22 protein-coding genes and 1 tRNA gene are annotated in these 23,267 nt (G+C 63.8%); 10 read left to right on the forward strand and 13 right to left on the reverse strand.

The annotated features are described in order from the left end of the window. Window positions 1-46: 46 nt before the first annotated feature. The 3 genes from cgtA to rplU all read right to left on the reverse strand — a co-directional run bounded on the left by cgtA (window position 47) and on the right by rplU (window position 2,000). A complete protein-coding gene (gene cgtA, locus GCT19_RS16110) occupies window positions 47-1,168 on the reverse strand; it encodes an Obg family GTPase CgtA (protein WP_018437632.1) in 1,122 nt (373 codons plus the stop codon). Between the two features lie 234 nt (window positions 1,169-1,402). Further along, window positions 1,403-1,663, reverse strand: a complete 261-nt coding sequence (rpmA, locus tag GCT19_RS16115; protein WP_008923994.1) for a 50S ribosomal protein L27 — start codon at window positions 1,661-1,663, stop codon at window positions 1,403-1,405. Between the two features lie 25 nt (window positions 1,664-1,688). Next, window positions 1,689-2,000, reverse strand: a complete 312-nt coding sequence (gene rplU / locus GCT19_RS16120; protein ID WP_007180329.1) for a 50S ribosomal protein L21 — start codon at window positions 1,998-2,000, stop codon at window positions 1,689-1,691. 285 nt (window positions 2,001-2,285) lie between these two features. Here rplU and GCT19_RS16125 point away from each other — a divergent pair, with 285 nt between their 5' ends. From GCT19_RS16125 to yacG, 9 genes are all read left to right on the forward strand, one after another. After that, on the forward strand, window positions 2,286-3,278 hold the full coding sequence (locus GCT19_RS16125; protein WP_026229109.1) for a polyprenyl synthetase family protein: 993 nt from the start codon (window positions 2,286-2,288) through the stop codon (window positions 3,276-3,278). Between the two features lie 49 nt (window positions 3,279-3,327). Continuing rightward, window positions 3,328-3,404 (forward strand) — tRNA-Pro (locus GCT19_RS16130). A gap of 241 nt (window positions 3,405-3,645) precedes the next feature. After that, a complete protein-coding gene (locus GCT19_RS16135; protein WP_321576813.1) occupies window positions 3,646-4,944 on the forward strand; it encodes an HlyC/CorC family transporter in 1,299 nt (432 codons plus the stop codon). Between the two features lie 147 nt (window positions 4,945-5,091). Then, window positions 5,092-6,348 carry a GspE/PulE family protein gene (locus GCT19_RS16140; RefSeq protein ID WP_152852496.1) on the forward strand — a complete coding sequence of 419 codons (1,257 nt, stop codon included), beginning with the start codon at window positions 5,092-5,094 and terminating at the stop codon, window positions 6,346-6,348. Further along, window positions 6,345-7,583, forward strand: a complete 1,239-nt coding sequence (locus GCT19_RS16145) for a type II secretion system F family protein (protein WP_152852497.1) — start codon at window positions 6,345-6,347, stop codon at window positions 7,581-7,583. The genes GCT19_RS16140 and GCT19_RS16145 overlap by 4 nt, the downstream gene beginning before the upstream one ends. 27 nt (window positions 7,584-7,610) lie before the next feature. Further along, window positions 7,611-8,552, forward strand: coding sequence for a prepilin peptidase (locus tag GCT19_RS16150; protein WP_152852498.1), 942 nt, complete (start codon window positions 7,611-7,613; stop codon window positions 8,550-8,552). A 3-nt stretch (window positions 8,553-8,555) separates the two neighbouring features. Then, the gene (gene coaE / locus GCT19_RS16155) at window positions 8,556-9,170 is read left to right on the forward strand and encodes a dephospho-CoA kinase (RefSeq protein ID WP_013090595.1); all 615 of its coding nucleotides are present in this window, start codon (window positions 8,556-8,558) and stop codon (window positions 9,168-9,170) included. A 258-nt stretch (window positions 9,171-9,428) separates the two neighbouring features. Continuing rightward, complete coding sequence (gene zapD, locus GCT19_RS16160) at window positions 9,429-10,184, forward strand: cell division protein ZapD (protein ID WP_008921182.1); 756 nt, start codon at window positions 9,429-9,431, stop codon at window positions 10,182-10,184. 123 nt (window positions 10,185-10,307) lie between these two features. Further along, window positions 10,308-10,511 (forward strand): DNA gyrase inhibitor YacG, encoded by a 204-nt coding sequence (yacG, locus tag GCT19_RS16165; protein ID WP_013090597.1) that lies wholly within the window; start codon window positions 10,308-10,310, stop codon window positions 10,509-10,511. 88 nt (window positions 10,512-10,599) lie between these two features. Here yacG and GCT19_RS16170 read toward each other — a convergent pair whose 3' ends face one another. From GCT19_RS16170 to secA, 4 genes are all read right to left on the reverse strand, one after another. Continuing rightward, a complete protein-coding gene (locus GCT19_RS16170) occupies window positions 10,600-11,046 on the reverse strand; it encodes an NUDIX domain-containing protein (RefSeq protein WP_013090598.1) in 447 nt (148 codons plus the stop codon). After that, window positions 11,043-11,912: an ATP-binding protein gene (locus GCT19_RS16175; protein WP_018437622.1), complete on the reverse strand. Its 870-nt coding sequence runs from the start codon at window positions 11,910-11,912 to the stop codon at window positions 11,043-11,045. The genes GCT19_RS16170 and GCT19_RS16175 overlap by 4 nt, the downstream gene beginning before the upstream one ends. Window positions 11,913-11,949: 37 nt before the next feature. Further along, window positions 11,950-13,191, reverse strand: a complete 1,242-nt coding sequence (argJ, locus tag GCT19_RS16180) for a bifunctional glutamate N-acetyltransferase/amino-acid acetyltransferase ArgJ (protein WP_018437621.1) — start codon at window positions 13,189-13,191, stop codon at window positions 11,950-11,952. Window positions 13,192-13,343: 152 nt separating this feature from the next. After that, window positions 13,344-16,166, reverse strand: a complete 2,823-nt coding sequence (secA, locus tag GCT19_RS16185) for a preprotein translocase subunit SecA (protein ID WP_013090601.1) — start codon at window positions 16,164-16,166, stop codon at window positions 13,344-13,346. A gap of 284 nt (window positions 16,167-16,450) precedes the next feature. Between secA and GCT19_RS16190 the strand changes: the two genes are divergently transcribed. Continuing rightward, on the forward strand, window positions 16,451-16,933 hold the full coding sequence (locus tag GCT19_RS16190) for a DciA family protein (RefSeq protein ID WP_018437619.1): 483 nt from the start codon (window positions 16,451-16,453) through the stop codon (window positions 16,931-16,933). A gap of 62 nt (window positions 16,934-16,995) precedes the next feature. Here GCT19_RS16190 and lpxC read toward each other — a convergent pair whose 3' ends face one another. From lpxC to GCT19_RS16220, 6 genes are all read right to left on the reverse strand, one after another. After that, on the reverse strand, window positions 16,996-17,913 hold the full coding sequence (gene lpxC, locus GCT19_RS16195; RefSeq protein ID WP_013090604.1) for a UDP-3-O-acyl-N-acetylglucosamine deacetylase: 918 nt from the start codon (window positions 17,911-17,913) through the stop codon (window positions 16,996-16,998). 287 nt (window positions 17,914-18,200) lie between these two features. Then, a complete protein-coding gene (locus GCT19_RS16200; RefSeq protein WP_013090605.1) occupies window positions 18,201-18,704 on the reverse strand; it encodes a peroxiredoxin in 504 nt (167 codons plus the stop codon). Window positions 18,705-18,968: 264 nt separating this feature from the next. Continuing rightward, window positions 18,969-20,171, reverse strand: coding sequence for a cell division protein FtsZ (gene ftsZ / locus GCT19_RS16205; protein ID WP_013090606.1), 1,203 nt, complete (start codon window positions 20,169-20,171; stop codon window positions 18,969-18,971). A 116-nt stretch (window positions 20,172-20,287) separates the two neighbouring features. Beyond that, window positions 20,288-21,520, reverse strand: a complete 1,233-nt coding sequence (ftsA, locus tag GCT19_RS16210) for a cell division protein FtsA (RefSeq protein ID WP_008921172.1) — start codon at window positions 21,518-21,520, stop codon at window positions 20,288-20,290. A 27-nt stretch (window positions 21,521-21,547) separates the two neighbouring features. Next, entirely contained in the window at window positions 21,548-22,300 is a 753-nt protein-coding gene (locus GCT19_RS16215) for a cell division protein FtsQ/DivIB (protein ID WP_018437617.1), read from the reverse strand. A 24-nt stretch (window positions 22,301-22,324) separates the two neighbouring features. Then, complete coding sequence (locus GCT19_RS16220; protein ID WP_018437616.1) at window positions 22,325-23,266, reverse strand: D-alanine--D-alanine ligase; 942 nt, start codon at window positions 23,264-23,266, stop codon at window positions 22,325-22,327. Window position 23,267 lies beyond the last annotated feature (1 nt).

Below are 23,267 nucleotides of genomic sequence, written 5' to 3' on the forward strand. Positions count from 1 at the left end.
GCGTGAGGCATGCCGACACCCGCCGCAGGTGCCGGCGCTCGAGTTGTTATTTCTGCGGATCGGTGCCGGCTTCGCCGGTCGCGGACGGCACTTGTGTCCCCTCGCGGAAACGCACGTCGGAGGCCAGATCTTCGGCTTCGGCCGCGCGTTGCGCGTCGGAGTGCTCGGCGAGGTAGTCGAACACCGCATAGCAAAGATTTTCACAGCCCTGGCCAGTCAGCGCCGAAATTTCGAACACCGGACCGTCCCAGCCGAAGCCTTCGAGGAAAGCCGCCACGCGCGCTTCGCGATCGTCCTCGGGCACCATGTCCAGCTTGTTCAGCACGAGCCAGCGCGGTTTCCGATAAAGCTCTTCGTCGTACTTGCGCAGTTCGTTGACGATCGCCTTCGCTTCCGCGATCGGATCGATCGATTCATCGAATGGTGCGATGTCGACGATGTGCAGCAGCAGCCCAGTGCGCTGCAGGTGACGCAAGAATTGATGGCCGAGGCCGGCGCCTTCCGCCGCGCCTTCGATCAGCCCCGGAATGTCCGCAATCACGAAGCTGCGGCTCGGCCCGACGCGCACGACGCCGAGGTTCGGCGCGAGCGTGGTGAACGGGTAATCGGCAATTTTCGGCTTCGCGTTCGACACCGATGAGATAAACGTCGATTTGCCTGCATTCGGCATGCCGAGCAGACCGACGTCGGCCAACACTTTCAGTTCGAGGCGGACCATGCGGCGCTCGCCCGGCTTGCCGTCAGTCTTCTGACGCGGCGCGCGGTTCGTGCTGGACTTGAAATGAAGGTTGCCGAGACCGCCGGCGCCGCCTTGCGCGATTTGCACGCTCTGGTTGTGCTCGGTCAGATCGGCGATCAGCTCGCCGGTTTCCATATCCGTGATGGTCGTGCCGACCGGCATGCGCAGGATGATGTCGTCGCCGCCCTTGCCATAGCAATCGGAGCCGCGGCCGTTTTCGCCGTTACGCGCCAGATGTTTTTTCGCGTAGCGGTAGTCGATCAGCGTGTTGATGTTGCGGTCAGCAACCGCGATCACACTGCCGCCCCTGCCGCCGTCACCCCCATCAGGGCCGCCAAACGGAACGAACTTCTCGCGGCGCATCGACGCGCTGCCATCCCCTCCGTCGCCGGCGATGACTTCAATCCTCGCTTCGTCAATGAACTTCATCCGTTACTCCGTCCCATGGTGTACTGCCCGATTCGATGCAGGGGTTGATACTGATTGGATGCTGCTATTTTGCCGCGCGCGCCGCGCGTTGATCAATCGACCGAACGGCATAGTCGCCGGTGACGAGCGTCAGCTGCGCGGCTTCAGCGCCACGCGAAAGAGGCGCCGTAATAAAAAAGGCCCCGCGAACTTCGCGGGGCCTTTTCCGGTCCTGAAGCCCGTGCCTGATTAAACTCAGGCTGCCGGGACGACGGAAACGGTGTGCTTCTTCGCCGCGCCCTTCGTCGAGAACTGGACGTGGCCGTCCTTCAGCGCGAACAGGGTGTGATCCTTGCCCATGCCGACGTTCTCGCCAGCGTGCATGCGCGTACCGCGCTGACGCACGATGATGCCACCAGCATTGATAGCCTGGCCGCCGTAAACCTTAACGCCGAGGCGCTTCGATTCGGAGTCGCGGCCGTTCCGGGACGATCCGCCTGCCTTTTTGTGTGCCATTTGATTTGCTCCTTAACCGGTGCGCTTACGCGTTGATCGCGTCGATGCGCAGTTCGGTATAGTTCTGGCGGTGGCCGCCATGCTTCTGGTAGTGCTTCCGGCGACGCATCTTGAAGATCGTCACTTTGGCGTGACGCCCTTGCGACACGACGGTAGCCTTGACGGAAGCCCCACTGACCAGCGGCGTACCGAACTTAATCGATTCGCCTTCGCCCACTGCGAGAACCTGGTCGAGCGTGATTTCAGCGTCAATGTCTGCCGGTATCTGTTCTACTTTAAGTTTTTCGCCGACGGCAACCTTGTACTGCTTGCCACCGGTTTTTATGACCGCGTACATTGAGAACCTCACTCTGTATTCATTTTTCCCACGCACCGCGCGCGGAAACTCTCGATTATACATAGAGTTAGCTGCTCGGTCAAAACCTGCTTACCAAACGGCCTACCGTTCGGGTTCGCCCTCTCTCGCAAGCGCTGGCAGACAATAAACCAGCGACGCGCAGCGGCCCGCAGACGGCCTTGGCGAGCGGCCCTCCCGCCATGCGGAAAGCATCCGCGCCGCAGCCGACGACCCGGAAGCGCCCCGATCGCCTTATAATTCGCGGCACTACCCAATTCAGCCATCATGTCGTCGACTGCCACCACCTCCCCCAACGTCGCCAGCCTGCTTGCTCCGATCGCCGAAGACATGCAGCAGGTCAATCGCGTCATCCGGCAACGTCTTGCGTCGGACGTGATGCTGATCAATCAGATTTCCGAGTACATCATCAGCGCCGGCGGCAAGCGGCTGCGGCCCGCGCTGCTGTTGCTGGTGGCGGGCGCGCTGGGCGATACGACGGGGCACCGGCACGAACTGGCCGCGGTCGTCGAATTCATTCACACGGCCACGCTGCTGCATGACGACGTGGTCGACGAATCCGATCTTCGGCGCGGCCGTCAGACCGCCAACGCGCTGTTCGGCAACGCCGCGAGCGTGCTGGTCGGCGATTTCCTGTATTCGCGCTCGTTCCAGATGATGGTCGGCGTGGGCAAGATGCGCGTGATGGAAATTCTGTCGGAGGCGACCAACATCATCTCCGAAGGCGAAGTGCTGCAGTTGTTGAACATGCACGATGCCGACGTCGACGAAGCCCGCTACATGCAGGTGATCCGCTACAAAACCGCAAAGTTGTTCGAGGCGGCCGCCCAACTCGGCGCGGTGCTGGCTGGCGCGGATGCGAAAACCGAAGCCGCCGCCGCCGAATATGGCCGCCGGATCGGCACCGCATTCCAGATCATGGACGACTGGCTCGACTACACGGGCACGGCCGAGTCGATGGGCAAGAACGCCGGCGACGATCTGCGCGAAGGCAAACCGACGCTGCCGCTCATCTACCTGATCGAACGCGGCACGCCCGAGCAATCGGCGCTCGCGCGCGAAGCCATCGAGCAAGGTGGCACCGACCGTTTCGATACGATTTTCGACGCGATCACGCGCTCGGGCGCGCTCGACCACACGCTCGAGTGCGCGAAGCAGGAGGCGCAAGCAGCTGCGGCAGCGATTTCTTCATTTCCCCATTCCATTTTCAAAGAGAGCCTGCTAGAATTATGTTCTTACTCGACGGCAAGACAGTCTTGAACGAGACTGAAACGCCGAGTTAGTCCGAGTCGAGTCAGCAGTACCAAATCGGGGTGTAGCTTAGCCTGGTAGAGCGCTACGTTCGGGACGTAGAGGCCGGAGGTTCGAATCCTCTCACCCCGACCAGATTCCCCTTGTTAGCTCAAGGTTCAAAAACCGCCGCAGCATTGCTCGGCGGTTTTTTGTTTTGCGCGGCAGTTTTTTTGCTGCTCTCGTGCCTTTCGATGCTTTCTTTTCAGCCGGCTCGACAGACACAGCGCGTACGTTGCGACGTTGTCGTTCTAGCGGGGTCGGCTGCCGTCCACGGCGGAGCGCGTGGCCCCCTCTGCTATATTCTGTCCATCCTTTCCCTGATTTTTCACGACGCGTGGACCAACTTCCCTTATGGGCGCAGATCGGCGCCGTCCTTCTGCTGCTTGTCTGCTCCGCCTTCTTTTCCATTTCCGAGACAGCGATGATGGCGCTCAACCGTCATCGACTCAAACATCTCGCCAGCAAAAACACCCTCGGCGCGAAAACTACCCAGGGACTACTCGCAAAAACCGATCAGTTGCTGAGCGTGATCCTGATCGGCAACAACCTGTTCAACACCATCATTCCGGTACTGACCACATCGCTCGCGTTGCATACGTTCGGCCGCAATAGCCTCGTGCTGTCGATCGCGACCGGTATCGTCGCCTTCCTCATCATCGTGTTCGCGGAAATCACGCCGAAGATCGTCGGCGCAACCTTTCCCGAAAAAATCGCGCTGCCCGCGAGCCTGCTGATCGCGCCGCTGATGCGCGTCGCGAAACCGGTGATCTGGTTCGTCAACCTGTTCGCCACCGGCATCCTGCGCGTGCTGCACATCAACACGAAGGGCGCGCGCGATCAGCGACTGTCCACCGAAGAACTGCGCACCATCGTGCTCGAGTCGGGCAGCTTCATGCCGACCAAACACCGCAGCATCCTGCTGAATCTGTTCGACCTCGAAAACATCTCCGTCGATGACGTGATGATCCCGCGCCGCCGCATCGAAGCGCTCGACTTCGATGCACCGTTCGAACAGATCCTGCATCAACTGGAGACCTGCTACCACAACAAGCTGATCGTCTACCAGGGCGACATCGACCGCGTGCTCGGTGTGCTGCACGTGCGCAAAACGCTGTCAGCGCTGCACAACCAGGAGCTCGAACGCGATACCTTGCGCGAGCTGCTCGCCGAGCCGTACTTCGTGCCGAGCGGCACGCCGGTGTTCCAGCAGTTGCAGTACTTTCAGGAGAGCCGGCACCGCATCGCGCTCGTCGTCAACGAATACGGCGAACTGCAAGGCCTCGTCACGCCGGAAGACATCATCGAGGAACTGATCGGCGAATTCACCACGTCGATTCCGCGTGGCGCCAGTTCGCGCGGCGGCTGGAACGAGGCGGGCGAATGCATCGTCGCGGGCAGCATGCCGTTGCGCGAGCTGAACCGCTGGCTGCAACTCGCGCTGCCCACTGATGGCCCCAAAACGCTCAACGGCCTGATTCTCGAAATTCTCGAAGACATTCCCGACGGCGACGTCTGCGTGCGCATCGGCGACACCAAGCTCGAAGTGATGCGCAGCGACGATCAGGCAATCCGCACCGTCAAGCTGTTCAAACCGCCGTCGCGCACGAAGGCCGGAAAAGCAAGATCTGGCTGAAGTCCGCGCCGTCGCTCGCTAATTGATGGTCAGCATTGCACAGGCTCGCGACGCGCGCCATTAGCCGAATGGCCGAATGGCATTCGGACGCCCGCATCCGGAAGATGAAGCCGTCATGTTCTACAGGCGGCTCATCACCGGTCTCTCATGCAAACACCCTTTGCTACCGCTGCGGCATTGCCGCGCCCACTCGCTGCCGACGGCGAATCCAGCGCAACGAACCTGAACGATCCGGACAACGCCCCGGCCGTGCGGCTGTTGACCGACACGCTGCACGAAGCGACGCGGCGCAATGCGTCGGATATCCACATCGAGCCGGCCGAGCATGGCTGGCGTGTACGGCTGCGCATCGACGGCGTACTGCATGAAATCCCGCGGCCGCCCGCGCATCTACGCGACGCGTTCGTCACGCGTGTGAAGGTGCTCGCGCGCATGGACATCGCCGAGCGACGCGTGCCGCAGGACGGCCGGCTACGCCTTGCGACGTCGCCCGGGCGGCTCGAGGATTACCGCGTCAATTCGCTACCGACGCTGTTCGGCGAAAAGCTCGTGCTACGACGGCTCGACGCGCTGCCCGCCGATCTTTCGCTCGATTCGCTCGGCCTCGATCCGCGGCAGCGCGAAGCCGTGGACGCCGCGATCCGCGCGCCTCACGGTCTGATGCTCGTCACCGGACCAACGGGCAGTGGCAAGACGCTGTCGCTGTACTGCTTCCTGAATCTGCTGAACGGCGAGGCGCGCAACCTGTGCTCGGTGGAAGACCCGGCCGAGATCCAACTGGCCGGCATCAACCAGGTCAGCGTGCGCGAAAAAGCCGGCCTGACGTTCGCGGTCGCACTGCGCGCGTTCCTGCGTCAGGACCCGGACGTGATCATGGTCGGCGAAATCCGCGACAACGAAACCGCCGACGTCGCCGTGAAGGCCGCCCAAACCGGCCACCTCGTGCTGTCCACGCTGCATACGAACGACGCGCCCGCGGCCATCGCGCGGCTCATCGATATCGGTGTCGAGCCGTACAACCTTGCCGCCGCGCTGCGGATGGTGACCGCGCAGCGGCTGGTGAGGCGACTGTGCGTCGCGTGCCGCGCACCCGCGCCGCATTCGGCGACGGCGCTTCACGCCGCGGGCTTCGGCGAACATGAGCTCGACGGCTGGCAACCGTATGCGGCGACCGGCTGCGCGGCTTGCCATGGCATCGGCTATCGGGGGCGCGTCGGCATCCATCAGGTGATGCCCGTTTCCGACGCGATGCGCGAGCTGATCGTCGCAAGCGCGGGCGCGCACGAGCTGGCCCGCCTCGCGCAGACCGAACAGGTCGCGACACTACGCGACGCGGCGTTAGCGCGCGTACGCGACGGCACCACCAGTCTCGCCGAAGCGCTCGCCGCCACGGAGGTCGCATGAGTACCGCCGCGCAGTCACCGACACGGCCCGTCTCAGCCGACCTGCGTTTCAGATGGCGCGGCGTCGACGCGGACGGCACGCGCCAGAGCGGCACACTGATCGCACCCGACGCGAGCGCCGCGCGCACGCTGCTCAAACGCGACAACCTCTTTATCGTCGAGCTCGCAACGCAAGGGCCGGCGCCGCGCCCGAAGACCAGCGCGGCCGATGTCACGCTGTTCACGCGGCAACTTTCGAGTCTGCTGCGGGCCGGCTTGCCGCTCGCGCCCGCGCTCGAACTGCTCGCGCAGACGCCGACATCTGGTCAGCGGCAAGGCATGCCGCGAATCGTCGGCACTGTCGCGCGCGACATCACCGCCGGCCTGCGGTTTTCGGCGGCCTTGCAGCGGCATCCGGCGCAGTTCAATGCGCTGTATTGCCAACTCGTCGAGGTGGGTGAAGCGGCGGGCGCGCTGGTCACCGTGCTCTCGCGCCTCGCCGACGATCGCGAACGCGCCGCCGCGCAGCGTGCCAAGGTGCGCGCGGCTCTCACCTATCCAGTCGCGATCCTGCTGCTCGCGATCGCGATAACCGCCGCTTTGCTGGTGTGGGTCGTGCCGACGTTCAAGCAGATCTTCGATGGCTTCGGCGCGAAGCTACCCGCGCCGACGCAGTTCGTGCTGGCGCTCTCGGCGGGTGCCGCGCGCTGGAGTGTGCCGCTGTTCGTGCTGATGGTCGCAGCGAGCTCGACCATCACGTTCGTGTTGCGTCGATCGACAAACGCGCGCATCCGCTTCGCTCGCCTGTCGCTCAACCTGCCGGTGGCCGGCCCGCTACTGCGCACGCTGTGCGCGGCGCGCTGGAGTCGCGCGCTCGGCACCCTGCTGTCCGCGGGCACACCGCTCGCCGACGCGTTCGATTCGCTCACTCAAGCGACCGGCAATGCCTTCTTCGATCGCGCGACGGCAAGCATCGCCATCAGACTGCGGCGCGGCGAACGGCTCGCCGCGGCGATGCGCGCGGCTCGCTGCTTTCCTGCCGAGGTCGTGCAACCCGTCGCGGTCGCCGAGGAATCCGGCGCGCTCGACAGCATGCTGCTCGATGTCGCGTCGCTTGCGGATCGCCAGGTCGACGACAGGATCGGCACGCTATCGAGCCTGTGCGAACCGCTCGTGATCGTCGTGCTCGGCACGCTGGTCGGCGGCCTCGTAATCGCGATGTATCTTCCCATTATTCAACTCGGCAACGTGGTGTAGCATCGCAGCCGAACCCACACCATCACCATGCAGGCTCCTCTTCCGCTCGTGTCACAAACTTCCTCCAGCCTGCTTGCGGGCTTAGTGCCAGGCCGCTTTGCCAGCGATACCGGCCTCGTGCTCGCGAGCCTGCCAGCCGGCGTGCAGATCGCGTTCGCGATCGTGCTCGGCCTCGTCATTGGCAGCTTCCTGAACGTGGTCGTGCATCGACTGCCGATCATGCTCGAGCGTGCGTGGCGCGCCGAAATCAGCGAGGCCACCGACGCGCCGCAACCCGACGACGGACTGCCCGAGCGCTATAACCTGTGGGTGCCGCGTAGCGCGTGCCCGCATTGCGGCCACGTACTGAGCGCGTGGGAAAACTTGCCGTTGTTGAGCTACCTGCTGTTACGCGGCCGCTGTTCCGCATGCGGCACGCGCATCAGTGCACGCTATCCGCTGCTCGAAATCGCGAGCGCCGCTTTCGCGGCAGGCGCACTGATGGCCTTCGGCCCGACGCTGATGGCACTTGCAGCGTTCGGCCTGTGCGCAACGTTGCTTGCGATGAGCGCGATCGATATCGACACGCATCTGCTGCCCGATTCGTTGACCTTGCCGCTGTTGTGGGCCGGCCTGATCGTCAATTTCAACGGCATGTTCGCGAACCTGCATGATGCGGTGCTCGGGGCTATCTTCGGATATCTGGTGTTATGGGCCGTGCATTGGGCGTTCAGGCTCGTGCGCGGTATCGAAGGCATGGGCTATGGCGACTTCAAACTGCTCGCGGCGCTCGGCGCGTGGCTCGGCTGGCCAGCGCTGCCGCAGATCGTGCTGGTCGCCGCGGTGGCCGGTGCCGTGATCGGCCTCGCGGCGACGTGGGGCGGCCGTATGCGCTTCGAGGAGCCGCTGCCGTTCGGACCATTTCTCGCGGCGGGCGGTGCGCTCACGCTGTTTGCCGGCACGCCGCTTTACCTGGCTTTGGGAGGCTGAAGCATGTTCGTTGTGGGACTCACCGGCGGCATCGGTAGCGGCAAGTCGACGGTTGCCAATCTGTTCGCCGCGCGCGGCGTGCCGCTCGTCGATACCGACGTGATCGCGCATCGCATCACCGCGCCGCATGGCCTCGCGATGCCGCACATTGCCGCCGAATTCGGTACAGAGTTCGTCGCCGCCGACGGCTCGCTCGATCGCGCGCGCATGCGCACGCTGGTGTTCAGCGACGACACCGCGCGCAAACGTCTCGAAGGCATCACGCATCCGCTGATTCGCGCGGAAACCGAGCGCGAAGAGCGCGAAGCGCAAGGCCCGTATGTGATCGTCGTGGTGCCGTTGCTGGTCGAGTCCGGGACCTGGAAGAACCGCGTGAATCGCGTGCTCACCGTCGATTGCAGCGTCGACACGCAAGTCGCACGAGTGATGAGCCGCAACGGCTTCAGCCGTGAGCAGGTGCTCGCGATCATCGCGCGCCAGGCTACGCGCGAAGCGCGCCTCGCCGCCGCCGACGACGTGATCGTCAATGACAATGCGCCGCGCCTGGAACTCGAGGCGCAGGTGGACGCTCACCATCAAGCGTATCTGTCGCTCGCGAAGGGTGAGGCAGAGTCGTAGTGCGCGAAGGTCTCAGGTCGGCCTCGCCGCAAGCATCAAACGCACGATGCCCTGTGCAGGCAGATTCGCATCCTCGACACGCGTCGTCACCGACACAATTGAACTTTTGCGCGCATGCGGGAGCCGAAGCGCTCATACACGGGGAACTGACAAAAAAGTTGCGAAAGCACGCGGAAAGCGTGCGTGATTGCCTGGGTAGTCCCACGGCATTAGAATGTTTTGCATTCCTGTCACCGACCACGCCCGAGGCGAGCCCGCTTGATCCTTTACGAGTACCCCTTCAATGAGCGAATCCGGACGCTGTTGCGGCTCGAAGATCTGTTCGAGCGCTTCACGTTCTTTCTGACTCAGGAAGACGCGCGGGAACATCACGTCGCACTGACAACGCTGTTCGAAATCTCCGAAGTAGCGGGCCGCGCGGATCTGAAGTCGGATCTGATGAAAGAGCTCGAGCGCCAGCGGCAAACGCTCGCGCCGTTTCGCGGCAATCCGGGCATCGAGCAGAACGCGCTCGAAGCGGTGCTCGGCGAAATCGAGCAGACCCTTGCGGGGCTCACGCAGATGCAAGGCAAGACCGGCCAGCATCTTGCAGACAACGAATGGCTCGCGAGCATTCGCAGCCGCGCAATCATCCCCGGCGGCACCTGCAAATTCGACCTGCCCTCGTACTACGCGTGGCAACAGTTGCATCCCGATCAGCGTCGCCAGGACATCGCCAAGTGGGTCACGCCGCTGTTGCCGTTGCGCGACGCGGCCACGATCGTGCTGCGGCTCGCGCGCGAGTCGGGCCAGGCGTCGAAGGTGATGGCGATGCAAGGCAGCTATCAGCAAATGCTGTCGGGCCGCTCGTATCAATTGATGCAGGTTCGCGTCGCTCCCGAATTGCGCGTGATTCCCGAAGCGAGCGCCAACAAGTACATGCTGTGGGTGCGCTTCACGGTGCAGGACGGCGATCTGCGGCCGCGTGCGGTCGACGTCGACGTGCCATTCCAGCTCACGCTCTGCAGCCTGTAACCGCCTGTCAAGCACCGCCGCATTGAGCGGCGCACACCGGATTTGACCGAACGTGCCTTTGAAGCGGCGCGAAATAGCCCTATATTCGTTACTTGTTCCGTTTGCGATTGACCGTCCGACCGTATGCCTACCGTCGTCAAATGTCCTACCTGCGGTAAAGATGTCCGCTGGACCCCCGAGAGTCGCTTCCGTCCTTTCTGCTCCGAGCGCTGCAAGCAGATCGATCTCGGCGCATGGGCCGCCGAAAAATACCGGATTGGCGGCAATGAACAGGAAGGGTCTTCGTCCGAAGAGGAAACGCCGCGCGGCGACTACAACCCGCACTGAGCGAGCCAGTAAAAAAGCCACGCGTACCGACGCTGCCGAGACAGCGCCCGCTATCGCGTGGCCTTTTCAGTCACTCTGTTTCAATCAATCACTTGTGCTCGGCCGCGAGCCACTCCAGCACCGGAATTGTGGCCGGCAGCAACGGCGAGACATCCGCAGGCAAGCTCTGCCACACGAAGGCCTGGCCCTCACGCCCGTGCGGCTCGCCGGACCACTGCGTCACCTTGCAGAAGAAAAGGCGCACATACGCGTGCGGATAATCGTGTTCGAGCGTATGCCACAGATGGCTCGCCTCGACCTCGATTCCGAGCTCCTCGTGCAGCTCGCGCGCGAGCGCGGCCTCGACCGATTCGCCCGCTTCGAGCTTGCCGCCCGGAAACTCCCAATAGCCCTCGTACGGCTTGCCCGCCGGACGCTGGGCGAGCAGATAGCGGCCATCCGGCTGCACCAGCACGCCGACCGCGACTTCGGTGACGGGACGGCCAGCGCCGTTGGCGGCGGCGCGATTGCCCGCGCTTTTGCTAGCGTCGCTCATGCCGGCGTCTTACGGCCGGACCAGTCGCGCGCGAACTGCCACGCGACCCGCCCGGAGCGTGAGCCGCGTTCGAGCGCCCACACGAGCGCATCGCCGCGCGCCGCTTCGATCTCGGCGTCGTCGCAACCGAAATGGCGCAGCCAGTGCGCGATGATCGTCAGATAGTCGTCCTGCTTGAACGGATAGAAGCTGACCCACAGCCCGAAACGCTCCGACAGCGAAATCTTCTCTTCGACCAGTTCACCCGGATGAATCTCGCCGTCCGACGTGTGCTTGTACGTCTCGTTGTCGCTCATGTACTCGGGCAGCAGATGGCGGCGGTTCGACGTCGCGTAGATCAGCACGTTGTCGGACTGCGCGGCGACCGAGCCGTCGAGCGCGACCTTCAGCGCCTTGTAGCCCGACTCGCCTTCTTCGAACGACAGGTCGTCGCAGAACACGATGAAGCGCTCCGGGCGCTTCGCGATCAGATCGACGATGTCGCCGAGGTCGTGCAGATCGTCCTTGTCCACTTCGATCAGACGCAGGCCGTCTTTCGCGTACGCGTTCAGACACGCCTTGATCAGCGACGACTTGCCGGTACCCCGCGCGCCCGTCAGCAGCACGTTGTTGGCCGGCTGGCTGCGCACGAACTGGCGCGTGTTCTGTTCGATCAGCCCTTTCTGGCGATCGATGTTCTGCAGGTCGTCGAGCGTGATCGACGAAATCGCGGGCACCGGCTGCAGGTAGCCGCGCCCCTGGCGCTTGCGCCAGCGAAAAGCGACCGCGGCCGCCCAGTCGATGTCCGGCTCGGCGGGCGGAAGCATCGCTTCCAGGCGGCCGAGCACGGCTTCGGCCCGGGTCAGAAACTGTTCGAGTTTGTCCATGATAAGTGGGCGGCCAGCGGCCGCGCTTTGAACCTGATTACGAGCGGTAGTCGGCGTTGATGCTCACGTAGTCGTGCGACAAATCGCAGGTCCAGATCGTGGCTTGCGCATTGCCGCGGCCGAGCACCACGCGAATGCCGATCTCGCTCTTTTTCATCACGCGCTGGCCGTCTTCTTCGCGGTAGGCCGGGTTGCGGCCGCCGGCAGTCGCGACCAGCACGTCGTCGAGATACAGATCGATCTTGCCGACGTCGAGATCGTCCACGCCGGCATAGCCGATCGCCGCGAGAATGCGGCCGAGGTTCGGGTCCGATGCATAGAAGGCCGTCTTGACGAGCGGCGAGTGGCCGATCGCGTAGGCGATCTGGCGGCATTCGCCGACACTCGAGCCGCCTTCGACATGCACGGTCATGAACTTGGTCGCGCCTTCACCATCGCGCACGATCAGTTGCGCGAGGCTCTGTGCGACCTCGGTCACCGCGTCGCGCAGCGCTGCATAAGCGGGCGAATCGGTGGACGTGATCGCGGGCAGGCTCGATTTGCCCGACGCGATCAGAATGAACGAATCGTTGGTCGACGTATCGCCATCGATCGTAATGCAGTTGAACGAGCGGTCCGCGACGTGCCTCACGAGCTCGTCGAGCACCGGCTGCGCGACGGCTGCGTCGAACGCGAGGAAGCCGAGCATGGTCGCCATGTTCGGCTTGATCATGCCGGCGCCCTTGCTGATGCCGGTCAGCGTGACCGTGTGGCCGCCGATCGTGACTTGACGCGAGACCGCCTTCGGCAGCGTGTCGGTCGTCATGATCGACTGGGCCGCGTCGTACCAGTTCGCTTCCTTGCGGTTCGCGAGCGCGGCCGGCAAACCGGCCTTCAGACGATCGACCGGCAGAGGTTCGAGAATCACACCCGTCGAGAACGGCAGCACCTGCTCAGGCGCGATGTCGGCGAGGCGCGCGAGTTCCGCGCAGGTTTCGCGCGTCGCCGCGAGGCCCGGCTCGCCGGTGCCCGCGTTCGCGTTGCCGGTATTGATCACCAGCGCGCGAATCGGCTTGCCGCCCGCGCGCACGCGCTGCAGGTTCTCGCGGCAGACCGTGACGGGCGCCGCGCAGAAACGGTTCTGCGTGAACACGCCACCTACCGTCGCGCCTTCGTCGACGGAAATGACGAGCACGTCCTTGCGGTTCGGCTTGCGGATATTCGCTTCCGCCCAGCCTAGCGTGACGCCGGCGACGGGGTGGAGTTGAGCGGGATCGATCGAGGGAAAGTTGACAGCCATGGTCGCGACCTGTCGAAGAAAATGCCGGCGGACGCCGGCATCGGGGAAACGGAACTGATGACCCGGGCGTGTTGCCAGGTCACCCGCGAAATCAAAACGGCCAAGCGGCGCTTAAAACGATACGGCGCGCCCTGAAGCGCGCCGCGCCGGCGTCAGGCGATCTTGCCGTGGCACTGCTTGTACTTCTTGCCGCTGCCGCACGGGCACGGGTCGTTGCGGCCGACCTTCGGCACGTTGTCGGTATTCATGTGCACGGCCGCCTGCGGCGCTGCGCCGTGGCCGTGGCCATGGCTCATCGCGTCGCCGATCATTGCGGCGGTGGCCGCTTCGGCAGCAACCGGCGCGGCGGCGCCGGCTTCCGCGAACTCGGCATGACGGAACTCGACGTTCTCCAGATGACCGCCCTGCTCTTCCATCTGCTCCGCGGCCGCTTCGAGCTGCTCCGGCGACTGGATCTGCACGTTCATCACGATGCGCGTGACTTCTAGCTTCACCGCGTCGAGCATCGCGGCGAACAGTTCGAACGCCTCGCGCTTGTATTCCTGCTTCGGGTTCTTCTGCGCGTAGCCGCGCAGATGGATGCCCTGACGCAGATGGTCGAGCGCGGCCAGATGCTCGCGCCATGCGCGGTCGAGCGTCTGCAGCATGATCGAGCGCTCGAACGCGCTGAACGATTCGCGGCCGACCAGCTGGACCTTCGCTTCGTACCCTTCGTCCGCGGCGGCCTCGACAGCCTCGAGAATCTCTTCCGCGCTGATCGAGTTCGACTCGTTGATCATTTCCTGGATCGCGAGGTCGAGCTGCCATTCGTTGCGCAGCACTTCCTCGAGCTCGGGCACGTCCCACTGCTCTTCGATGCTGCCCACCGGCACGAACTGATGCACGATGTCGCCGACCACGCCGTGACGCATCGCGGTGATGGTCTCGGTGATGTCGTTCGCTTCGAGCAGTTCGTTGCGCTGCTGGTAGATCACCTTGCGCTGGTCGTTCGACACGTCGTCGTATTCGAGCAATTGCTTACGAATATCGAAGTTGCGCGCCTCGACCTTGCGTTGCGCCGATTCGATCGAGCGCGACACGATGCCTGCTTCGATCGCTTCGCCTTCCGGCATCTTCAGACGGTCCATGATCGCGCGCACGCGGTCGCCCGCGAAAATGCGCAGCAGCGGATCTTCCAGCGACAGATAGAAGCGCGACGAACCCGGGTCGCCCTGACGGCCAGCACGGCCGCGCAGCTGGTTGTCGATCCGGCGCGACTCGTGACGCTCGGTGCCGATGATGTGCAGACCACCCGCGGCCTTCACCTGATCGTGCAGCGTCTGCCATTCGTCGTGCAGCTTCTGGATGCGGCGCTGCTTTTCTTCGTCGGAGAGCGTTTCGTCCTGCTCGATGAACGACGCCTGCTTCTCCGCGTTGCCGCCGAGCACGATGTCCGTACCACGGCCGGCCATGTTGGTCGCGATCGTGATGCGTTGCGGACGGCCCGCTTCGGCCACGATCGCCGCTTCGCGCGCGTGCTGCTTCGCGTTCAGCACTTCGTGCGGCAAGCCGGCCTGCTTCAGCAAATGCGACAGCAGCTCCGAGTTCTCGATCGACGTCGTGCCGACCAGCACCGGCTGACCGCGCTCGTAGCACTCGCGGATGTCACGGATCACCGCGTCGTAGCGTTCCTTCGCGGTCTTGTAGATCTGATCCTGCTTGTCGATCCGCTTCGGCGGACGGTTGGTCGGGATCACGACCGTTTCGAGACCGTAGATCTCGTTGAATTCGTACGCTTCGGTGTCGGCCGTGCCGGTCATGCCGGCCAGCTTCGCGTACATGCGGAAATAGTTCTGGAACGTGATCGACGCGAGCGTCTGGTTCTCGCTCTGGATCTTCACGTGCTCCTTCGCCTCGACGGCCTGGTGCAGACCGTCCGACCAGCGGCGGCCGGCCATCAGACGGCCGGTGAATTCGTCGACGATGATCACTTCGCCGTTCTGCACGACGTAGTGCTGATCCTTGAAGAACAGCGTGTGCGCGCGCAGCGCCGCGTACACGTGGTGCATCAGCGTGATGTTCTGCGGCGCGTACAGGCTTTCGCCCTCACCGATCAGGCCCCACTCGGAGAGCAGGCGCTCGGCCTTTTCGTGGCCAGACTCGGTCAGGAACACCTGACGGCCTTTTTCGTCCAGCGTGTAGTCGCCCGGCTTCTCGACGCCGGTGCCGTCCGCCTTTTCTTCGCCGATCTGGCGCTCGAGCAGCGGCGGCAGCGCGTTCATGCGCACGTAGAGTTCGGTGTGATCTTCGGCCTGGCCGGAGATGATCAGCGGCGTACGCGCTTCGTCGATCAGGATCGAGTCCACCTCGTCGACGACCGCGAAGTTCAGGCTACGCTGCACGCGCGCGTCGGTCTCGTAGACCATGTTGTCGCGCAGGTAGTCGAAGCCGAATTCGTTGTTGGTGCCGTAGGTGATGTCGGCGGCGTAGGCTTGCTGCTTCGCCGTGTGCTCCATCTGCGACAGGTTGATACCGACCGACAGACCGAGGAAGTTATAGAGACGCGCCATCCATTCGGCGTCGCGCTGCGCGAGGTAGTCGTTGACCGTGACCACGTGGACGCCGCGGCCCGACAGCGCGTTCAGATAGACCGGCAGCGTCGCGACGAGCGTCTTGCCCTCGCCGGTGCGCATTTCGCTGATCTTGCCGTAGTGCAGGGCCATACCGCCGATCAGCTGTACGTCGAAGTGGCGCATCTTCAGCACCCGCTTGCTGGCCTCGCGGCAAACCGCGAACGCCTCGGGCAGGATCTTGTCGAGCGATTCGCCGCTCGCGACGCGCTGGCGGAATTCACCCGTTTTGGCGCGCAGTTGGTCATCCGTCAATTGCTCGATCTGCGGCTCGAGCGCATTGATCGCCGCGACGGTCTTTTGATATTGCTTGACAAGCCGCTGATTACGGCTGCCAAAAATCTTCTGTAGAAAACCGGTGGTCATCGGATCGGTGTCTGCGTCGCGGCTTCGGCTGGCTCGCGGTGTGCGCTACGCGCATACCGCGCCTGGGTCGGAAAGTCCTCGGCGGCTTAGTCCAAGAGTGAATTCGAATCGGGCATTTTAGCACGCGCCTCCGGCTGCGCTCGTGTCGGAGCCGTGACGGCGCCGGCTCCGGCCAGCCCCGCCGGGCAACCTTCGGCGCCGTGCGGACCGGCTTCGCAAGCTGCCCGCGAGGTACAATCGCGGCGTGGGCGCGCATGGGGCGAGCTCACATGTCAATCCCAAACATGAGCCGTTTTTCGTCCTTTTCAAGGCCGCCGAAGCAGTTCGATCTGCGCCGCCCGCAACCGCTCGCCGAGGTTCTCGGCCGTACGGACGCATTCGCGGCGTTGCGCGCGGGCGTCGAGCAGATCGCCGCGCTCGAGAAGGATCTGCGCGAGCTTTTGCCCGATTACCTGGCGACTAGCGTCGAGCCCGGCTTCATCAAGGAGGGCGTGCTAGCCCTATTCGCTGCGCACAATGCGCTCGCGGCGCGTCTGCGGCATCTGGAGCCGCGGCTGCTGGCGGACTTGCAGCAGCGCGGCTGGCCCGTGCAGGCACTGAAGATTCGCGTGCGGCCGCAGCCTCTGAAGGAACCGCCGCCCGTCAAGCAGGCGCGCATGACGCCGGCCGGCGCCGCCGCGCTGCAGGCGTTGAGCGAGTCGCTCGAGCCGTCGCCGTTGCAGGAAGCGCTCGCGCGCATGGCTGCGCGGCATCGGCGCAATCGCTGAACGCTGAACGAAAAAACGGCCCCGAGGGGCCGTTTTTCATTTGCCTGCCTGTCACGCTAGCTTTATGCGAACGCCGTCTGCGTCTCGTACGCGAAGCCGCGCGGGGCCTTCTGCGTGTCGTCGAAAGTGACGATTTCGTACGAGTCTTCGTGCGCGAGCAGCTCACGCAGCAGCGCGTTGTTCAGGCCGTGGCCCGACTTGTACGCGGTGTACGACGCGAGCAGCGGGTGACCGATCACGTACAGGTCGCCGATCGCGTCGAGCATCTTGTGCTTGACGAACTCGTCGTCGTAACGCAGGCCGTCGTTGTTCAGGATGCGGTACTCGTCGAGCACGATCGCATTGTCCATGCTGCCGCCGCGCGCGAGGCCGAGCTCACGCATCATTTCCACTTCATGCGCGAAGCCGAACGTGCGGGCGCGCGCGATTTCGCGCACATACGACGTGTTGGCGAAATCCACTTCCAGCGCCTGGCCGGTTTTGTCCACGGCCGGGTGACGGAAGTCGATCGTGAACTTGAGCTTGAAGCCGAAGTACGGATCGAGGCGCGCGAACTTGTCGCCGTCGCGGATTTCGATCGGCTTCGTGACCTTGATGAATTTCTTCGGCGCGTTCTGCTCTTCGATGCCCGCCGACTGGATCAGGAACACGAACGAACCCGCACTGCCGTCCATGATCGGGATTTCTTCGGCGGTGACGTCGACGTAAAGATTGTCGATGCCAAGACCGGCGCAGGCGGACATCAGATGCTCGATGGTCGACACGCGCGCGCCGTCTTTCTGCAACACGGAAGCCAGACGCGTATCGCCAATCGCCATCGCCGACGCAGGAATGTCCACCGGCGTGGGCAAATCCACGCGCGAAAACACGATGCCAGTGTCCGGCCCCGCCGGACGGAGCGTCAGATTGACTTTACGGCCGGAGTGCAACCCGATGCCGACAGTCTTGACGATCGATTTGATTGTGCGCTGCTTCAACATGGTGGTCTTCTGTTCGATTGAAAATCCTAATCAGGACTTTTTATTCCATAGCGCGAATTATACTCCAATCCCCAGACCAGCGTCTTTGCGGGGAACGTGACAATCTGTTTCGCTGCATTACCCATTGGACTTAGCGACGGAAAGCGTGACGGGCCGATGCCCCGGAACGGAGGCGTTTCCGGTCATCGGCCCGCGTAACGGCCTGTCACAAAAGCGTCGCAATCACCGTTGCCGTCACGCCACGCGGCATAAGCACGCGGGTCGCGGCGACGGTGCGACGTCAGCAACTAGCTCAACGTGGCGAGAATACTCGCTGCATCGCTGACTTCAAATTTGCCGGCAGCCTCGACGTTCAGCGTCTTGACCACGCCGTCGTCGACCACCATCGCGTAGCGCAAGGAACGAATCCCCATGCCGCGCGCCGACAGATCCTGCTCCAGACCAAGCGCCCGTGTAAAAGCCGCACTACCGTCCGCCATCATGCGCACCTTGCCCGAGGTGTGCTGATCGCGTCCCCACGCGCCCATCACGAACGCGTCGTTGACGGACACGCACCAGATTTCGTCGATGCCGGCAGCGCGCAACTGCTCGGCATGCTCGACATAGCCCGGTACATGTTTGGCCGAACAGGTCGGCGTGAACGCGCCGGGCAATCCGAAGATCACCACGCGTTTGCCCGCCGTCTGCTCGCGCACGTCGAAACTGTTCGGTCCGATCGTGCAGCCCGCCCGGTCGTCTTCGACATACTCGAAGAGCGTCGCGTCGGGCAGCTTTTCACCTTCCTTGATCATGCTCAGTCCTTTGCATCGATGCGAAGCACGCTCGCACGTCCTCGTGTCGCAGTGAATATCGGTTCGGCCGTATCAACTATAAGCCACACCGTGCGGCGGCAGTCACTCCGTCCGCTTCGCGAATCCGCAGAGGGCAGTTGCCCCTGCCGCGAACCAGACGATACGCGACCTGCTTGCCGTTCACCCGCCACGCTCGTGCGTTCGTCCGCCAGCGCTGCACTTGCGACCCCAGTCGCAGCGCGGCAACGAAGCCTGCCCGTGCGCTCAGTCCGCCTGCTTGCGCAGGAATGCCGGAATGTCGTACGTATCGACGCCCTTTTCCTGCAGCGCCTGCACGTGCGAGGCCGCCGTGTCGCGCGACGTGCGCCACACCGCCGGCGTGTCGAGCGCGCCGTAGTCGGCCGTGCTGGCATGGCCCGCCGCCGGTGCGTACGCTGCGTGCGCCATCGCGCCGACCGGCTGGTTGTCGGTGCCGGTGCGCAGCAGCGTCATCGGTGCCGATTGCTGCTTCTTCGCAGCGCGGCCGAGACCCGTTGCCACGACCGTCACGCGCAGCGCGTCGCCCATTGCATCGTCGTACACGGCGCCGAAGATCACCGTGGCATCTTCCGCGGCATAGCTCTTGATCGTGTTCATCACTTCGCGCGTTTCCGACAGACGCAGCGAACGGCTCGACGTGATGTTGACCAGCACGCCACGCGCGCCAGACAGATCGACGCCCTCCAGCAGCGGGCTCGCGACGGCCTGTTCGGCCGCGAGACGCGCGCGATCGACACCGGCAACCGTCGCCGTGCCCATCATCGCCTTGCCCTGCTCGCCCATCACGGTCTTCACGTCTTCGAAGTCGACGTTGACGAGACCGTCGACGTTGATGATTTCCGCAATGCCCGCAACCGCGTTGTTCAGAACGTCGTCAGCGCACTGGAAGCACTTGTCCATCTCGGCGTCGTCGCCCATCACCTCGAACAGCTTGTCGTTCAACACGACGATCAGCGAGTCGACGTGATCCTCCAGTTGCTGCGAACCGGCTTCCGCCACGCGCATGCGCTTGCCGCCTTCGAATTCGAACGGCTTGCTGACGACGCCGACGGTCAAAATACCCATTTCCTTCGCGATCTGCGCGACGACCGGTGCCGCGCCAGTGCCGGTGCCGCCACCCATGCCGGCGGTGATGAACACCATGTGCGCGCCGCGCAGTGCGTCGGCGATACGCTCGCGTGCTTCTTCAGCGGCTGCGCGGCCCATTTCCGGCTTCGCGCCAGCGCCCAGACCCGTGTTGCCGAGCTGGATCACCGCGGTGGCGCGCGAACGCGACAGTGCCTGCGCGTCCGTGTTCATCACGATGAAGTCGACGCCTTGCACGCCTTTGTTGATCATGTGCTGAACGGCATTGCCGCCAGCGCCACCGACTCCGACGACCTTGATGATCGTGCCGCTCGTTTCGGTTTCCAGCATCTGGAATTCCATGTTGCCTCCGTCAAGATAAAAAGTTACTGCCACTCGGCGTTATCCGGCAGGAGATCGGGCAACCTCCTGTCGCGCACCGGCCGCCGGCACCAGCGCGAATTTCTCGAAACCCTTAGTCAGAAGTTGCCGAGGAACCAGTCCTTCATGCGCGAGAACACCTGTCCCATCGACCCCGACTGCACTGCAACCTTGCGCCCGCGCATGCGCTGCGAGCGTCCTTCGACGAGCAAGCCCATCGCCGTCGAATAGCGCGGATTGCGCACGACGTCGGCGAGACCGCCCGCGTATTCCGGCACGCCAATGCGTACCGGCTTCAGGAAAATGTCCTCACCGAGCTCGACCATGCCGATCATCATCGACGCGCCGCCCGTCAGCACGACGCCCGAGCTCAGCAGCTCCTCGTAACCCGACTCGCGCACCACCTGCTGCACGAGCGAAAACAGTTCTTCGACGCGCGGCTCGATCACGGCCGCCAGCGCCTGGCGCGACAGCGTGCGCGGACCGCGCTCGCCGAGACCCGGCACTTCGATCATCTCGTCCGGATCGGCGAGCGCCTGCTTGGCGATGCCGTAGTCGACCTTGATGTCTTCGGCATCCGGCGTCGGCGTGCGCAGCGCCATTGCGATGTCGCTGGTGATCTGGTCGCCGGCGATCGGAATCACGGCGGTGTGGCGGATCGCGCCTTCGCTGAAGATCGCGATGTCCGTCGTGCCGCCGCCGATGTCGACCAGCACCACACCCAGTTCCTTTTCGTCTTCCGTCAGCACCGCCAGCGACGACGCGAGCGGCTGCAGGATCAGGTCGTTCACTTCGAGGCCGCAGCGGCGCACGCACTTGACGATGTTCTGCGCCGCGCTGACCGCGCCGGTGACGATATGCACCTTCACTTCGAGGCGGATGCCGCTCATGCCGATCGGCTCGCGCACATCTTCCTGACCGTCGATGATGAATTCCTGCGTGAGGATATGCAGCACCTGCTGATCGGTCGGGATGTTGATCGCCTTGGCCGTTTCGATCACGCGCGCAACGTCCGCCTGCGTGACTTCCTTCTCCTTGATCGCGACCATGCCGCTCGAATTGAAGCTGCGGATATGGCTGCCGGCGATCCCGGTGAACACGTTCGTGATCTTGCAGTCGGCCATCAGCTCGGCTTCCTCGAGCGCGCGCTGAATCGACTGCACGGTGGCTTCGATGTTCACCACCACGCCCTTCTTGAGCCCCTTCGATTCGCTCTGGCCGAGACCGATCACCTCGTAGTGACCCTCGCCCTTCAACTCGGCGACGATGGCCACTACCTTCGACGTCCCGATGTCGAGGGCGACCAGCAGATCCTTATAGTCTTTACTCATAGCGTGCTCAGTGCGTGTGATGTCCGTTTACTTCTTGCCCTTGTCGGGTTCGCTGATGAAGCGCATGCCAGCGGCACGAATCGCGAAACCGTTCGGATAGCGCAAGTCCGCATTCTCGATATCCTTTCCCCAACGTTGCGTCACCGCGCCCCATGCCGCGGTCAGGCGCTTGCTGCGATCGGCCAGCGTGTCCTGATTGCGTTCGCGGCCCAACTCCACCTGCGTGCCGTTCGACAGCTTCACCGTCCACGCGTAGCGCGGCGACAGCGTCACTTCCTCGGGCGTCGCGTTGATCGCCGCGAACCACTTCTGGAAGTCGTGATAACGCGCGACGACTTCCTTCGCCGTACCGTCCGGGCCGTCGAACGCGGGCAGCTCTTCGTCGAGTTCGCCCTGGTTCGCGGTGAACAGCTCGCCGTCGACGCTTACCAGCTGATCGCTGCCCCACGTCCCTAGCGGCTTGTACTCCTCGAGCGTGACAGCCAGCGCATTCGGCCACACGCGCCGCACGCTCGCGTGACGCACCCACGGCATCTGCTCGAACGCCTGACGCGCGGCGTCGAGATCGACCGTGAAGTAGTTGCCCTTCAGGCGCCCCACGACGCCGGCGCGCACCGTCGGCGAATTGATGTGCTCGGTATCTCCGTCGATCTGGATCTCGCGCAGCGCGAAGTTCGGGCGCTGGATCAGCCAGTAACCGCCCGCCGCCAGCAGCACGAGCACCAGCAACGCGTGCAGCGCGTTGGTGGCGAGATTGAGCTGGCGAACGTTGTTCCACATGGTGTTGCTTGCGCTTACCTTTGGTTAATCCTGCAGCGTCAGCGCCAACACGCCGACCACGAGTTCCTGATAGCTGATGCCGACCGCGCGCGCCGCTTTCGGCGGCAGCGAGTGATCGGTCATGCCAGGCGCCGTGTTCACCTCGAGGAAGTACGGCTTGCCTTCGCCATCGAGCATGAAGTCAGCGCGGCCCCAGTCGGTGCAGCCGAGCACGTCGAACGCGCGGCGCGCGAGCACTTTCAGGCGCGCTTCTTCTTCGGAGCCGAGACCGCACGGAATCAGATACTGCGTGTCGTTGGCGATGTACTTCGCGTGATAGTCGTAAAACTCGCCGGCCGGCACGATGCGGATCACCGGCAGGTCCAGATTGCCGGCGATGCAAGCGGTGTACTCGCCGCCGCCTTCGATGCTCTTCTCAACCACGACGATACGGTCGTACTTCACGGCCTCGATCAACGCGGCCGGCAGCGCGTCCGCGCTCTTCACCTTGATCACGGCGACGCTCGAACCTTCGCTCGCCGGCTTCACGAACAGCGGCAGACCGAGCTTCGCGACGATCTCTTTCGCGCGCGCTTCGTAGTCGTCACCGCGCAGCACCGCTTCGAACGGCGGCGTCGGAATGCCGAGCTGCTGCCACACGAGCTTGGTGCGGAACTTGTCGAGACCGAGCGCCGAGCCGAGCACGCCGCTACCCGTGTAGCGGATGCCGTAAAAATCGAGCGCGCCCTGGATCTGGCCGTTTTCGCCGTAGCCGCCATGCAGCGCGTTGAATGCGCGCACGAAGCCTTCGTCCTTCAACGCCGACAGCGGACGCTCGGCCGGATCGAACGGATGCGCGTCGACGCCGGCGTCGCGCAGACCTTGCAACACGAGGCGCCCGGAATTGAGCGACACTTCGCGCTCGGCGGAATTACCACCGAGCAGCACGGCCACCTTGCCGAATTGTTTGGGATCGATACTGCTCATC

The sequence above is a fragment of the Paraburkholderia atlantica genome, from assembly GCF_009362785.1.
GTDB lineage: Bacteria > Pseudomonadota > Gammaproteobacteria > Burkholderiales > Burkholderiaceae > Paraburkholderia > Paraburkholderia atlantica.